General features: G+C 63.8%; 10 protein-coding genes. 3 read left to right on the top strand and 7 right to left on the bottom strand.

Going from position 1 to position 13,766, the window contains the following annotated elements:
• Nucleotides 1–297: 297 nt before the first annotated feature.
• Nucleotides 298–1,179: an OmpA family protein gene (locus BCV67_RS12595; protein ID WP_062169507.1), complete on the bottom strand. Its 882-nt coding sequence runs from the start codon at nucleotides 1,177–1,179 to the stop codon at nucleotides 298–300.
• Complete coding sequence (locus BCV67_RS12590) at nucleotides 1,179–1,565, bottom strand: DUF4398 domain-containing protein (protein ID WP_062169509.1); 387 nt, start codon at nucleotides 1,563–1,565, stop codon at nucleotides 1,179–1,181. The genes BCV67_RS12595 and BCV67_RS12590 overlap by 1 nt, the downstream gene beginning before the upstream one ends.
• 98 nt (nucleotides 1,566–1,663) lie before the next feature.
• Here BCV67_RS12590 and BCV67_RS12585 point away from each other — a divergent pair, with 98 nt between their 5' ends.
• Nucleotides 1,664–2,794, top strand: coding sequence for a PilT/PilU family type 4a pilus ATPase (locus BCV67_RS12585; protein WP_062169511.1), 1,131 nt, complete (start codon nucleotides 1,664–1,666; stop codon nucleotides 2,792–2,794).
• A gap of 500 nt (nucleotides 2,795–3,294) precedes the next feature.
• Here the strand turns inward: BCV67_RS12585 and maiA are convergent, their stop codons facing one another.
• Complete coding sequence (gene maiA / locus BCV67_RS12580) at nucleotides 3,295–3,951, bottom strand: maleylacetoacetate isomerase (RefSeq protein WP_062169513.1); 657 nt, start codon at nucleotides 3,949–3,951, stop codon at nucleotides 3,295–3,297.
• A 94-nt stretch (nucleotides 3,952–4,045) separates the two neighbouring features.
• Nucleotides 4,046–5,035, bottom strand: coding sequence for a fumarylacetoacetate hydrolase family protein (locus BCV67_RS12575; RefSeq protein ID WP_062169515.1), 990 nt, complete (start codon nucleotides 5,033–5,035; stop codon nucleotides 4,046–4,048).
• 371 nt (nucleotides 5,036–5,406) lie between these two features.
• Here BCV67_RS12575 and BCV67_RS12570 point away from each other — a divergent pair, with 371 nt between their 5' ends.
• On the top strand, nucleotides 5,407–6,807 hold the full coding sequence (locus tag BCV67_RS12570; RefSeq protein WP_062169517.1) for a DEAD/DEAH box helicase: 1,401 nt from the start codon (nucleotides 5,407–5,409) through the stop codon (nucleotides 6,805–6,807).
• 181 nt (nucleotides 6,808–6,988) lie between these two features.
• Here BCV67_RS12570 and BCV67_RS20155 read toward each other — a convergent pair whose 3' ends face one another.
• The 3 genes from BCV67_RS20155 to BCV67_RS12560 all read right to left on the bottom strand — a co-directional run bounded on the left by BCV67_RS20155 (nucleotide 6,989) and on the right by BCV67_RS12560 (nucleotide 13,088).
• Complete coding sequence (locus BCV67_RS20155; RefSeq protein ID WP_156455873.1) at nucleotides 6,989–7,396, bottom strand: hypothetical protein; 408 nt, start codon at nucleotides 7,394–7,396, stop codon at nucleotides 6,989–6,991.
• A 40-nt stretch (nucleotides 7,397–7,436) separates the two neighbouring features.
• Nucleotides 7,437–10,013: a M14 family zinc carboxypeptidase gene (locus BCV67_RS12565; protein WP_062169519.1), complete on the bottom strand. Its 2,577-nt coding sequence runs from the start codon at nucleotides 10,011–10,013 to the stop codon at nucleotides 7,437–7,439.
• A 444-nt stretch (nucleotides 10,014–10,457) separates the two neighbouring features.
• On the bottom strand, nucleotides 10,458–13,088 hold the full coding sequence (locus tag BCV67_RS12560; RefSeq protein ID WP_062169520.1) for a TonB-dependent receptor: 2,631 nt from the start codon (nucleotides 13,086–13,088) through the stop codon (nucleotides 10,458–10,460).
• 183 nt (nucleotides 13,089–13,271) lie between these two features.
• Between BCV67_RS12560 and queD the strand changes: the two genes are divergently transcribed.
• Nucleotides 13,272–13,637: a 6-carboxytetrahydropterin synthase QueD gene (gene queD, locus BCV67_RS12555; RefSeq protein WP_062169522.1), complete on the top strand. Its 366-nt coding sequence runs from the start codon at nucleotides 13,272–13,274 to the stop codon at nucleotides 13,635–13,637.
• Nucleotides 13,638–13,766 lie beyond the last annotated feature (129 nt).

Raw genomic sequence — 13,766 nt, 5'->3', positions numbered from 1 at the left:
CCGGCCGGCTGGCACGGGGCGTTGCTGGATTGGAAAGCCGTGACCGCCCAAGCCGGCACCACCCACCGTGCTCTGGCCAACCTGCCAGATGCCTTCGGTTACTGGTTCGCGCCACGCTTGCACCGGCTCGGCCCTCCGTTGTCCGGGCGACGGAGTTGCCGCCCGGACAATTGACCCTACGCCTGCAAAAAGGTTCCGGCAAGGGTTCTGCGGGAACGTTTCCTGAATATCCAGACTGGGCCACATTCAGCCATGACCGAATGACAAAAACCTAACAAGTTCAGCCGTTTAAGTTTGTTACGGGGCAATAATCACTTCGGCTGAACGGGCCCGTGTGGAGGCCGCCTTCTTGCCCGTCACCTGGATCCGGCTGGCAGCCACACCGGCCTCGACCAACGCGTCCTTGAGTGCCTGCGCACGGCGTTGGCCCACCCCGTTGGCACTGTCGTAAGCCTCGATCGTGACCCGGCCCTTCTTGCCGATGTTCAGGTATTCGGCCAGTGCCTTGGCCTGGTTGCGGGCACCGCCGGACAGCGCCGCCTGGCCGGCGGCGAAGGCATCACCGGCAAAGGTATAGACCTCGCCGCGTCCATCGAACTTTGATGCAGGCAGCTTCTGCCCGGACACCAGCTCGGCCTCTTCGCGGGCCAGCTTGGCCGCGTTCTGCTGGGCGGCACTCAGGCGCTGCTGCTGACGGCCGGCAACGCTGGTGAGCGCGGTTTCGGCGTCCTGGCGGGCCAGGGTCTCGGCTTCGGCAGCCAGGCGCAGGCGCTCAGCTTCCTCGGCCTGGATCTGGGTCTGCACGCGCAACTGCTCCGCTTCCTGTCGGGCGCGGGCCGCATCCCGGCGGCTGGCCTCGATCAGCAGCTCGCTGCGGGTGCGCTCGAGCTGGTCGATTTCGCGCCGTGCCAGCGCGGTGCGGCTGGCCGCCTCGGCAATGGCAACCCGGCGCTCGGCCAGATAACGGGCATCTTCCACGTCCTTGCGCTTGGCCTTGGCCAGCGCCGCAATGGCCTGCTGCGCCTGCAGCTTTTCAAACGGCGCCACATCGGCCGTGGCCATGTCCGCCTGCAGCGTCAGCAGCCGCTGGTTCAAGCCAGCCACTGCCGGGTCTTCCGCCGCCAGCGCTAGCATCGGCATGGCCAGCAGGCCTACGACCACCAGATTCCTGATCCGCATCAACGTCCCTCCCCTGTCGCCAACTGGCGTTGCAGCTGGGCAACCTCGGCCTTGCGCTGGGCCAACTGGGCCTGCGCAACCGCTTCCTCGCTCTGCGCCCGCGCCAGATCGGCGTCGGCTGCCGCACGCAGCGCCAGCACCGGCGCCTGCTTGCGCAGCCGGCGATCACCTGCGGCCTGCTGGGCCTGGCCCAGTTGCTGGCGGGCCATGGCCATCATGTCCGGCGCGTATTGGTCGGCGTCGGCGCGGTCAGCCTTCTCCACGGCCTGTTGTGCGGTGAGCAGTTCCATTGCGCCCGGATCCTGTGCCAATGCGCTGCCGCTTAGCACGAATATGCAGGCGGTGACACACAGGAATCGTCTTAATTGTGCGAAGCTAGGTTTCATTGGGGAGCCGTGGCTTGGGTGACTGAGCGCGGCCATTGTGGTCAAGCCAGAGGCGTGCTTGCAACGGCAGGCCGCCGTTTGTTGGGGAAACATTGCGCATGGATATCGGCTATTTCTTGAAGCTGATGACCGAAAAGAACGCTTCGGACATGTTTTTGACTACCGGAGCGCCGGTTTACATCAAGATTGAAGGCAAGTTGTACCCGCTGGGCAATACCGGCCTGCCGCCGGGGATGGTCAAGAAAATCGCCTATTCGCTGATGGACGAGGGCCAGGTGCCGCAGTTCGAGCGCGACCTGGAGCTGAACATGGCCATCGCCCTGGCCGACGCCGGGCGTTTCCGCGTCAATGTGTTCAAGCAGCGCGGCGAAGTGGGCATGGTCATCCGTGCGATCAAGAGCCGCATCCCCAGCATCGAGGAGCTCAACCTCCCGCAGGTGCTGAAGGACGTGATCATGACCCCGCGCGGGCTGGTGCTGGTGGTCGGCTCGACCGGCTCCGGCAAGTCGACCTCGCTGGCCTCGATGATCGACCACCGCAACAGCACCTCGACCGGGCATATCCTCACCATCGAGGACCCGATCGAGTTCCTGCACAAGCACAAGCAGTCCATCGTCAACCAGCGCGAAGTCGGCTTGGACACCCATGCCTTCCACAACGCGCTGAAGAACGCGATGCGTGAGGCGCCGGACGTGATCCTGATCGGCGAGATCCTGGACGCCGAAACCATGGAAGCGGCCATCGCCTTCGCCGAAACCGGCCACCTGTGCCTGGCCACGCTGCACTCCAACAACGCCGACCAGACCATCGAGCGCATCCTCAACTTCTTCCCCGAGAGCGCGCACAAGAACGTGTTGATGAACCTCTCGTTGAACCTGCGCGCGGTGGTTTCGCAGCGCCTGGTCAAGGGCAAGGACGGCCGCCGCCGCCCGGCCACCGAGGTGTTGCTCAACACGCCGATGATCCGCGACCTGCTGCGCCGCGGCGAAGTGCATGCGATCAAGCAGGCCATGGAAGAGTCGCTGGAAGAAGGCATGCAGAGCTTCGACCAGTGCCTGTTCCGCATGGCCAAGGACGGCATCATCGAGCAGGAGGAGGCACTGCGCGCCGCCGACTCGCGCGACGGTCTGGCCTTGAAGTTCCGCCTGTCCGAAGGCGGCAGCGGCGAGCATGACCCGTACGCGGATTTCGCGGTAGCAGCACCAGCGGCAATCACCCACGGCTTCTGAGCCAGCGGCGTAGCCCACGACAACGCCCCGCGATGCGGGGCTTTGTCGTTTGGGGTAAGTCAAAGCTGCGGCAAGCCGCTCGTGTAGGAGCGGCGTAAGTCGCGAAACCACTGCTTCCACCGAGCTGCAGGTTTGTTTCGGCGGGCATTTGGTTGAGCTGCTGCTTCGGATGGAATGCCGGCTTCGCGGCTTACGCCGCTCCTACAACAGCCTGGTAGAACCAGATTGCGCCCACAGCCACATACCGAGCAGCGGAGAAACGGCACCGATGTTGGTGGGAGCGGCGTAAGCCGCGAAGCCATTGTTGGCTCCGAGCTGCAGGCCTGCTTCGGCGGGCATTTGGTTAGCTGCTGCTTCGGATGGAATGCCGGCTTCGCGGCTTACGCCGCTCCTACAGAAGCAATGCTGGCTTCGCGGCTTACGCCGCTCCCACAAGAACGAGGCTGGCTTCGCGACTCATGCCGCTCCCACAATCAGCCGCCGCCCCTGCCTGCTGCCGTTCAAACCGCGTCGATCTGGTTTTCCGGGCGGGCGGCATCGAATGCTGGCAGGGCCAGGCAGGCCGCTTCAATCCGCTGCAATGTCGGGTACGGCGCCAGGTCCAGATGAAAGCGGCGGGCGTTGTACAGCTGCGGCACCAGGCAGCAATCGGCCAACCCGGGTTCGGCACCATGGCAGTAGCGGCCGGTATCGAACGAGCCTGCCAGCATGGCCTCCAGCGCGGTGAAACCCTTGCGCATCCAGTGCAGCGTCCATTCGTCACGCTCGGGCTGCGGCACGTTCCATTCGCGATCGAAGAACTGCATCACCCGCAGGTTGTTCAGCGGATGGATGTCACACGCCACCTGCTGCGCCAGCGCGCGCACACGGGCGCGTCCGCCGGCATCGGCCGGCAACAGCGCTGGCTCGGGGAATACTTCGTCCAGGTATTCAAGAATGGCAAGCGACTGGGTCAGCACACGCTCGCCATGACGCAGCGTCGGCACCAGTTCCTGCGGATTCAACGCGGCGTAATCGGCTGCATGCTGCTGACCGCCATCGCGCACCAGGTGCACCGGCGTCACGGCGTATGCCAACCCTTTCAGATTCATGCCGATACGCACGCGGTAAGCAGCGCTCGAGCGCCAATAACTGTAGAGCGTCAGCCCTGCTTCCATGTCAGATTTCCCCCTTCCCGTGCGCCACAACAATAACCGTTGATGGTGAGGATTCCTTCACCATCAACGCAATGCCAACACGTTGTCAGCCGCCTCAGGGGCGCGGCGCCTGTTCGATGCACTGTTCAATCGCACCAAAAATGCTGACGCCATCACGGTCCAGCATCTCAATGCGCACCACGTCACCAAAACTCATGAAAGGCGTCGACGGCTTGCCGTCACGCAGTGCCTCCACGGTGCGCTGTTCGGCGAAGCAGGATGCACCCAGGCTGGTGTCTTCATTGGCGATGGTGCCCGAGCCGACGATGGCACCGGCCGACAGCGGCCGGGTCTTGGCAGCGTGCGCCACCAGCTCGGCGAAGTTGAACTGCATGTCGACACCTGCTTCCGGGGCGCCGAACCACTTGCCGTTGATATGGGTGAGCAGCGGCAGGTGCAGCTTGCTGTCCTGCCAGGCAGCGCCCAGTTCGTCCGGGGTCACGAACACCGGGCTCAGCGCCGAGCGCGGCTTGGACTGCAGGAAGCCGAAGCCTTTGGCCAGCTCGCCCGGGATCAGGTTGCGCAGGCTGACGTCGTTGACCAGGCCCACCAACTGGATATGACCGCCGGCCTGCGTCGGGGTCACCGCCATCGGCACGTCGTCGGTGATCACCACGATCTCGGCTTCCAGGTCGATGCCGTAGTCCTCGCTGATCACCTTGACCGCGTCGCGCGGGCCGTAGAAGCCGGCGCTGGTGGCCTGGTACATCAACGGGTCGGTGTAGAAGCTCTCCGGCACCTCGGCACCACGCGCCTTGCGTACCCGTGCCACGTGCGGCAGGTAGGCGCTGCCATCGACAAACTCATAGGCACGCGGCAACGGCGCAGCCAGCGCCTGCATGTCCACGGCAAACTCGCCCTCCACAGTGCCGGCGTTGAGCTGCTCGGACAGGGCGGCCAGACGCGGCGCCAGGTTGGACCAGTCCTCCAGCGCCTGCTGCAGGGTGGCGGCAATGCCAGTGGCCCGCACGGCGCGGGTCAGGTCACGCGAAACCACGATCAGGGTGCCGTCGCGGCCGCCTTCCTTCAGGGAACCAAGCTTCATGGGAGTGTCCAGTCTGCGTAGAAATAAGTTTCAATTGTAATGAATAAGCCGGCCACGACCAGCCTTCCGGTGGAAAGCTGAACAGGGGTTTTTGTGCCTGCGCCAACAATCCCTTAGACTAGCGCGGTCTGCCAGCGGCCGTCCGTTTCCCTCAGGGACCGCCGGCGGTGCAGGATCAGCGGCCATCTGGCCCATCCGCCCGCCCGCCCCCACTCCGACGCCTATCGTCACGCATTCCAGCCAGCGCACCGCGTTGGTTGCATCCAGATCTTGCAGCGCGGTTTACGGGAACGCTCCGAGATCAGCTGATCTTCAATGATCAGCAACGCAAGCCCCTTCGGGCGCGCGTTATTCATGTTTCGGAGCACTCCATGTCGTTTGAAAACCTGGGCCTTGCGCCCTTCCTGCTGCGCGCGCTCGCCGAGCAGGGTTACGAAAACCCGACCCCGATCCAGGAGCAGGCCATTCCGCTTGCGCTGGACGGCCGCGATCTGCTGGCCGGCGCCCAGACCGGTACCGGCAAGACCGCCGCGTTTGGTCTGCCGCTGCTGCAGCACCTGGCTACCTCGCCGCAGAGCGTGGGCAACGGCCCGCGCCGCCCGCGTGCGCTGGTGCTGGCCCCCACTCGCGAACTGGCCACCCAGGTGCATGACAGCCTGCGCGGCTACAGCAAGTACCTGCGCATCCCCAGCGCCTGCATCTACGGCGGCGTCGGCATGGGCAACCAGCTGGACATCCTGCGCCGTGGCGTCGACCTGCTGGTCGCCTGCCCGGGCCGCCTGATCGACCACCTGGAGCGTCGCAGCGTCGACCTGTCCGGCGTCGAGATCCTGGTGCTGGACGAAGCCGACCGCATGCTCGACATGGGCTTCCTGCCGTCGATCAAGCGCATCCTGGCCAAGCTGCCGCGCCAGAACCGCCAGACCCTGCTGTTCTCGGCAACGTTTGAAGAAAGCATCAAGCAGTTGGCACTGGAGTTCATGCACAACCCGGAGCAGATCCAGGTTACGCCGAAGAACACCGTCGCCGAGACCATCACCCACCGTGTGCATCCGGTTGATGGCGCGCGCAAGCGTGAGCTGCTGCTGCACCTGCTGGCCAAGGACTCCCGCGTGCAGACGCTGGTGTTCGGCCGCACCAAGCATGGTTGCGACAAGCTGGCGGACTTCCTGGAGAAGTCCGGCATCAAGACCGCCGCGATCCACGGCAACAAGAGCCAGGGTCAGCGCCTGCGTGCACTGGCCGACTTCAAGGCCGGCCGCGTGACCGTGCTGGTGGCCACCGATATCGCCGCCCGCGGCATCGATATCAACGAGCTGCCGAAGGTCATCAACTACGACCTGCCGATGGTGCCGGAAGATTACGTGCATCGCATCGGTCGTACCGGCCGCAACGGTTCGACCGGTGAAGCCGTGTCGCTGGTTGCGCAGGACGAAGCCAAGCTGCTGCGCCAGATCGTGCGTCTGCTCGACCGCGATATGGACATCCGCGATGTACCGGGCTTCGAGCCGCATACTCCGATCCGTTGGGGCAACAGCGCGCCGGGCAAGGCCGAGCATCCGGGCGGCCAGAAGGCTCCGCGTCGCGGCAACGGCGGCCATGCCGCACGTCGCCCGACCGGCGATGCGCCGCGCGGCGGCCGTGGCGGCCAGCCGCAGAAGCCGGGCGGCCAGCGCAATGCCGGCAGTGGCCAGCAGCGTCGTGATGCGCACCCGGGTGGTGGTCAGCGTCGTGGCGGTGGCGGCCGTGGCCAGAGCCGTACCAGCGCCTGATTCCAGCTTGTTGTTGGGATGAGATGAGTTGCAAAGGAAAGGCCGACGCATTGCGTCGGCCTTTCTGGTTTGTGGGCGTTTGGCTTTGGGGGTTTTTGCAACGGCCGAATCAATGGTAGAAGCGCCCCTCATCCGCCCCTGCGGGGCACCTTCTCCCGCAAGCGGGAGAAGGGAAGGGCCGTCATTGCCACGTCGGGAACCAGGCACCGCGCTTGCCCCTCTGGCCTTGAACTCTGGCCTTGAACTCTGGCTTTGAGCTTTGGCTTTGAGCTTTGGCTTTGAGCTTTGGCTTTGCGCTTTGGCTTTGAGCTTTGGCTTTGAGCTTTGGCTTTGAGCTTTGGCTTTGAGCTTTGGCTTTGAGCTTTGGCTTTGAGCTTTGGCTTTGAGCTTTGGCTTTGAGCTTTGGCTTTGAGCTTTGGCTTTGAGCTTTGGCTTTGAGCTTTGGCTTTGAGCTTTGGCTTTGAGCTTGTCCCTTCTCCCGCTTGCGGGAGAAGGTGCCCCGCAGGGGCGGATGAGGGCAGCCTTTGCTTTGCGGTAAAGCCCCTGCCGAGCATGGCTCGGCACTACAGAAGCTGCTTGGCCTTGCCACGATTCCCCTCTCCCGTGAAACGGGAGAGGGGCTTCAAGCACTACTCCCCGCGCTGCTTGGGCGTGCTCAGATAGTTCGCCTGCAACAAGGCATTGAGCAGCAGACGCTCCGTGCCATACCAATATTTGCGATGCGCCGGGTCATCAGCAAACAACACCACGTTGCCGCTACCGGTCGGCACCACCTGAAGATAACTCGACCCTGCAACACGTGCACGGTTGGCATCGGACAGATAGCCGTTCACCACCGGCTCGCGATCAATGTTCACCACGTTGAGGAAAGCATTCTTCGCCGGCTCCAAGACCTGCCCGCCTTCCTTGTTCACCCAGATGCGGCGCTGCTGCACGCCAAAGCCCAACGGATGGGTCGGATCAATATCAGCACTGAGGATGTTGCCGCTGACACGGCCCAGCGCGAACACGTCACGCACCGTACCGAAATCCAAACGCTCGGCATCATCCTTCTTGTCGCCATCGCGCAGCTTGGCCTCGGCCAGACCCTTGTCGATCGCCCAGCGGGCGCCGCTGCCATAGACCACCAGCGAACCACCCGCAGCAATCCAACGCTTGAGCGCTGCCACGCCGGCATCGCTGACCGTTGTGTACCTGCCACCGGACAGCACGATCGAGGTGTAGCGCGACAGGTCGACACTGGCGAGCTGCACCGGGTCGATCTTGCTCGAAGGCAGGCCAAGTGCGGTATCCAGCGCAAACCAGGTCGAGCCGATCTCGGTGGCAGATACGCCCTCGCCCATCACCAGCGCGATGCTCGGCTTGCGCAGAACACGCACGCTGTCACTGCCCAGATCAATCCCGCTGGCAGCGCGGCCACTGGCCAGCGCATGCACCATAATACCCGCCGCCTGCGCGGCGGCCAGCACCTTGGCCTGCAGCGCTTCGCCATCCAGGCGCTGTCCCGCTACCGGAATCACCACCGCTCCCTGCCCGAACGCAACATCGCCGGTGGCGGTAGCGGCGGTGAACGGCTGGTGTGCAGTGCGTACACGCACGTCGTCGCCCAGCAAGGCACCCAACAAACGGTAGCTGCCGAAATCACGTGCGTCGGCGACATAGGCAAAACCTGCCCGGCCGCCACTTATGCCACCTTGCTGCGTGGGCACCGCTTCCACCAGCGCACCACCCGGCAATGCACCACGGCTGCCCGCGTAACGCAGGCCATACGCCGGTGCCACCGCGTACGAAGTGCCGCTGTAGAACACATCGCCCTTCACTGCCGGCGTGAACTCGAAGATGGCATGCGCCAGACGAAATTGCGGCTGCCGCGCCGGCACCACATAGGCCGAGCCAGCCACAAAGCGCTTGCCATCAACCTCAATATCACGCGCCAGCGCATGCACCTCGATGCGATGCTGCAACAGCACAGCCAGCAGCTTGTTGGTCAACGTGGCATCTGCCGCGTCGCCAAACACCCAATCGTTCACCGGATAGGTGGCCGCCTGCTTCAATGCGCTGCGGAAGAACTCTTTCTGCAGGGCAAACAGACGATCCCTGTCCTCAACCGCACCACGCACGCTGGCCAGGCCCGTCGCCACCTGGTTGCGGACGGTGAAGTTGAAATGCAGCGGGCCATTGACCGACTCCTGCACCAGACCACGCGAGCTGGCCTGCTCAACGGTCACGCCCACCGCGCCATGGAAATCCGGGTAGGTCGAGCCGTAGATTGGCGAGAAGTTGTCGAAGTTCTCGCCGGTGTAATACAGCGAACCCAGTGCATCCAGCGCCTGCGCATGGAAACGCGCCAGCCACTTGTTGGCCTCGTAGGACGACTTGGGCAGCAGCGGGCTTTCCATGCTCTTCGGCGAGGGCTCGAAGTAATACGTGCTGTCCTTGCCCATCTCGTGGAAGTCGATCTGGATGTTCGGATACCAGCGATGGAACGCGGCAACCTTGGGCCAGCTGTCGGTCTGCGACAAGGCCAGCCAATCGCGGTTGAGATCGGTGAAGTAGTGGTTGACGCGGCCACTGGGGAAAGGCTCCACGTGCTCCTTGTCTGCCGGGTCGGCCGACGGCGGTTGCGAGGCCCAGGCGTTGTGCCAGTTTGCCGCGCGGTCGCGGCCATCCGGGTTCTGCGCCGGATCAATCACCACCACGGCATGATCCAGCCAGCGCTCGGTTTCCGCATCCTGGTTGGCGGCCAGGTAATAGGCGGTCAGCATTGCCGCCTCACCGCTGGAAGTTTCGTTGCCGTGCACGCTGTAACCCAGCCAGGCCACTGCCGGTGCATCGGCACCCGGTAGCGGCTGCGCAGGATCGATCAATGCCTGTCGCTGCGCGGCGATCTCGACGCTGCGCGCATGATTTCGCGGCGAGGTGATGGTCACCAGCAGCAGCGGCCGCTGCTCATAACTCTGGCCGATCACCTCGACCTTGACCTTGTCCGAAACCCGCGCCAGTTCGTTGAAATAGGCAACCAGTTGGTCGTGGCGTGTGTAGTGGCTGCCGATCTCGTAGCCAAGGAATTGCTGCGGTGATGGCACCTTCGCGTCGAACTGCTGCGCGGCGGGGAAGTAGTAGCTGTTCTGGGCGTAGGCCGGTGACAGGCTGATAAGCGTTGCCAGCAACAGCACTGGCAGCAGGCGTGAAAGGCGAAACGACATGTGTATTGCACTCCCCTATTGCATGAACCTTGTTGCGAAATTTCGGAAAAATCGATGCATGTAGTGCCGAGCCATGCTCGGCAGAGGCCTTCCCGGTAGAGCCCCAGCCGAGCATGGCTCGGCTCTACAAAGCGGCCCTCACCCCAACCCCTCTCCCGCGTGCGGGAGAGGGGCTAGATCGCTGCGAGCTGAAGCACCCTGTAGTGCCGAGCCATGCTCGGCAGAGGCCTTACGGGTAGAGCCCCAGCCGAGCATGGTTCGGCTCTACAAAGCGGCCCTCACCCCAACCCCCTCTCCCGCGAGCGGGAGGGCTAGATCGCTGCGAGCTGAAGCACCATGTAGTGCCGAGCCATGCTCGGCAGAAGCCTTACCGGTAGAGCCTCAGCCGAGCATGGCTCGGCTCTACAGAGCTGCCCCCTTCTCCCGAAGGGCGAGGGCTTCGAATCAGAAGCGGTAATCAAAGCCCAGCGTGTAATAGCGGCCACGCAGGTCGTATTGGCTGAAGTCGTAGGGCGCACGCACGCCCGGGAAGGTGGCGTCGTAGGGCGGCTGGCGGTCACCGATGTTCTGCACCTTGGCGTACACGGTCAGCTTGTCGATGCCGGTGTAACCCAGATACAGATCGAACTGGCTGTAGCTGGCCACCTGCTTCTGCACCGCCTTGGCAGCAGCACTGCCTTGCTGGTCATAGCTGCTGGTGTAATACCAGGTCAGTGCGGTGCGCCAATCACCCAGCGCCCAATCCAGCGTGGTGGTGGCCTTGGTATCGGGCAGCGAGGGGCCGAGGTTGGAACCGGCGTAATCCACCAGCGGGCCACCAACCACCTGCGGGCGCTTGTAGTCGATCACGTAGGTCAGCGCCGAAGACAGACCGAAATCGCCCGCAGCCGCCGTCTGCCAGCGTTGGCGCAGCTCCACATCGATGCCCGACGTCTCCAGCTCGCTCAGGTTCTGGTAGCGGTTGTAGACCGCCAACAGCTTGCCGCGTGCATCACGCAGCACATTGGCCGGGTCGTTTTCCGCCACCAGCGTGGTGGTGTTGCCACTGCCGATCAGGTTGTCCAGCTTGATGCGGTAATAGTCCACGCTGAGGTTGGTGTTCTGCCACGGCGACAGCACGAAGCCGGCGTTGAAACTGCGGGTGCGCTCCGGGTCGAGGTTGGTGTTGCCTACGGTGAAGAAGGTCGGGTTTTGTCGCGAACCGGCCACGTCCGGATCGTGCGGGTCCACCACCGAACCGTAGGCGATGCTGGTCGATGCCGAGTTCTCCGACAACGACGGCGCACGGAAACCACGCGAAGCCGCGGCACGTACCAGCAACCAGTCCAACGGCTGCCAGCGCAGGCCCAGCTTGGGCGAGAAGGCATTGCCGAAATCACTGTAGTGATCCGCGCGCGCAGCCGCCTGCAACTCCAGCGTGCTGTGCAGCGGCACGCTGACTTCCGCGTAGGCAGCACTGACCTGGCGCTGCCCGTGTACTTCGGCAATGGCCGGGCGCACCTGCAGGCCGGCATCGATCTGCCAGGGATTGTCGGAGTCGAGCTTTTCCTGCCGCCATTCTGCACCTGCGGCGAAACCAATCGGGCCAGCCCAGGTTTCACCCAGAGTGCCGGATACCTTGGCGTCGATGCCCTTGAGCACCGAATCGGCCGGGCGCAGCGTGCTCAGGCCGATGGCTGCCAGCACCGCAGGATCGGTGGCCGACGGGTTGAGCAGGTTATAGCTGCCCGTGGCCAGGGCGTCATACAGCGTCCAGCGGTTGGCAAAGCCACCGGACACGGTTTCGCGCTGCTTGCTGGCGGCCTGGAAGGCGCCCAGTTCCCAATCCCACTTCTCGCCTTGGCCGCGCAGGCCAAGCACGCCGCGATAGGAGCGCGAACGGTTGGTCTTGATGGTGCCGCCCAGGTTGAAGAAGGTGTACTCGATCGGTACGTCCACGCCATACGGGTTGTACGGATTGGATGCCGGCAGGGTCGAGCGCACCGGCTCGGCCAGGCCGGTATCGGCGTTGAGGGCAAAGCGCCCGCTTTCCAGGGTGAAGAACGGGCTGGAACCGAACCAGGACACGCCCTTGATGTCGCTGTAGATCACATCGGCGAACGCTTCCACCGAGTCGCTGATGCGCAGCGTGCCGTTGACATAGGCCTGCCAGCGCTTGGTCGAGGGAATCAGCGTGGTGTACGGCGCCTGGTTGAAGGCGCAGGTGTCGCCGGCCAGACCATCGATCGGCGCACTGGCGGTGAGTACCGTGCCTTCCGGGCAGTTGCCGGCGGCATCAAGCATCGGCACCGACTTGCCGCTGATCAGATAACGCGCGCCCTTCGCCGACCAGCCATTCCAGCGCCCGCCCGCCTTGTCGGTGTAGATGCCCGAGCGGGTCAGCTCGCGCTGGTCCTGGTCGAGTCGGTCGCGGTTATAGCCTTCCAGCGACACTAGGATGTTGTAGCCATCGTTCTGCAGATCACCGATGCCGCCAACGAACTTGAGGTTCTGCTGATCCAGGCCGCCGGCATCGGAGGTACCGCCGCTGACACCGACTTCGGCGCCTTCGAAATTCTGCCGGGTGATGATGTTGACCACGCCGGCAACCGCGTCCGAGCCATACACGGCCGAGGCGCCATCCTTGAGCACTTCAATGCGTTCAACGGCGACCAGCGGCAGCGCGTTGAGATCAACGAACGTGTCAGACAGGCCACCTGCCGGGAAACCGTAGTTGGCCAGGCGACGGCCGTTGAGCAGCACCAGCGTGTTCTTCTGCGACAAGCCGCGCAGGCCGATGCCGGCCGAACCGGAAGCCCAGCCGCTGTTGCTGGTTTCGTTGCTGGCATTGCCGGTATTGGCTGAGATCGAGCGCAGCAGGTCAGCCACGCTGGCCTTGCCGGTCTGCTCCAGTTGCTGGCGTTCAATCACCTGCACCGGATTGGCGGTTTCGGTATCGGTGCGCTTGATGTTGGAACCGGTGACACGCACCGCATCGAGGGTTTTGCTGCCATCGGCAGCCGTTTCAGCCAGGGCGAGGGAGGGAGCGGCGACAGCAGCGGCCACCGCGAAGGCGAGCAGGGAACGAGTAGGCATGGAATCCGGAGGAGGTGAATGACAACCCGGGCAGTACCTCATGACAGGCAAATGTCCGGCCAATCACTTTGCTGCATTCGCACATAACCAACCGTTACATCGCTCTATCTTGATGGATATGAAAACATGACTGGCATCACGGGCGGATACGCGCAACGGCGGCGTCGCCCTACAATTGCGCTCATGGATATTTTCAAGGTTTTCACCCTAGAAGCCGCACACCGGCTGCCCAACGTCCCGGCCGGCCACAAATGCTCGCGCCTGCACGGCCACTCGTTCCGCATCGAGCTGCGGGTCAGCGGCGAGCCCGGCCCGGAGACCGGCTGGATCATGGATTTCAGCGAGCTCAAGGCCGCCTTCCAGCCCTTGTACGACCAGCTCGACCACAACTACCTCAACGACATCCCCGGCCTGGAAAACCCCACCAGCGAACGCTTGGCGATGTGGATCTGGGAGAAGCTGAAGCCGGCACTGCCGCTGCTCAGCGAAGTAGTGGTGCACGAGACCTGTACTTCGGGTTGCAGCTACAAGGGCGACAAAGCCGCCTGACGGGAGCGGTAGTGCCGAGCCATGCTCGGCAGAAGCCTTACCGAAGCAAGCACCGCAGTTCTGTAGGAGCGGCGTAAGCCGCGAAGCTGGCAGCGCTTGAAAGGGGCCGCAAAGCCAACCCCTCCCCAG

The sequence above is a fragment of the Stenotrophomonas nitritireducens genome (genome assembly GCF_001700965.1).
In the GTDB taxonomy this organism is placed as follows: domain Bacteria; phylum Pseudomonadota; class Gammaproteobacteria; order Xanthomonadales; family Xanthomonadaceae; genus Stenotrophomonas; species Stenotrophomonas nitritireducens_A.
The sequence above is the reverse complement of the archived record's forward strand: the minus strand, read 5'-3'. Positions and strand labels throughout refer to the sequence as shown.

Bases quoted from the DNA above. Each gene is read 5' to 3' on its own strand.
- BCV67_RS12595 (WP_062169507.1), bottom strand. From the start codon at position 1,179: ATGCGGATCAGGAATCTGGTGGTCGTAGGCCTGCTGGCCATGCCGATG.
- BCV67_RS12590 (WP_062169509.1), bottom strand. From the start codon at position 1,565: ATGAAACCTAGCTTCGCACAATTAAGACGATTCCTGTGTGTCACCGCC.
- BCV67_RS12585 (WP_062169511.1), top strand. From the start codon at position 1,664: ATGGATATCGGCTATTTCTTGAAGCTGATGACCGAAAAGAACGCTTCG.
- maiA (WP_062169513.1), bottom strand. From the start codon at position 3,951: ATGGAAGCAGGGCTGACGCTCTACAGTTATTGGCGCTCGAGCGCTGCT.
- BCV67_RS12575 (WP_062169515.1), bottom strand. From the start codon at position 5,035: ATGAAGCTTGGTTCCCTGAAGGAAGGCGGCCGCGACGGCACCCTGATC.
- BCV67_RS12570 (WP_062169517.1), top strand. From the start codon at position 5,407: ATGTCGTTTGAAAACCTGGGCCTTGCGCCCTTCCTGCTGCGCGCGCTC.
- BCV67_RS12565 (WP_062169519.1), bottom strand. From the start codon at position 10,013: ATGTCGTTTCGCCTTTCACGCCTGCTGCCAGTGCTGTTGCTGGCAACG.
- BCV67_RS12560 (WP_062169520.1), bottom strand. From the start codon at position 13,088: ATGCCTACTCGTTCCCTGCTCGCCTTCGCGGTGGCCGCTGCTGTCGCC.
- queD (WP_062169522.1), top strand. From the start codon at position 13,272: ATGGATATTTTCAAGGTTTTCACCCTAGAAGCCGCACACCGGCTGCCC.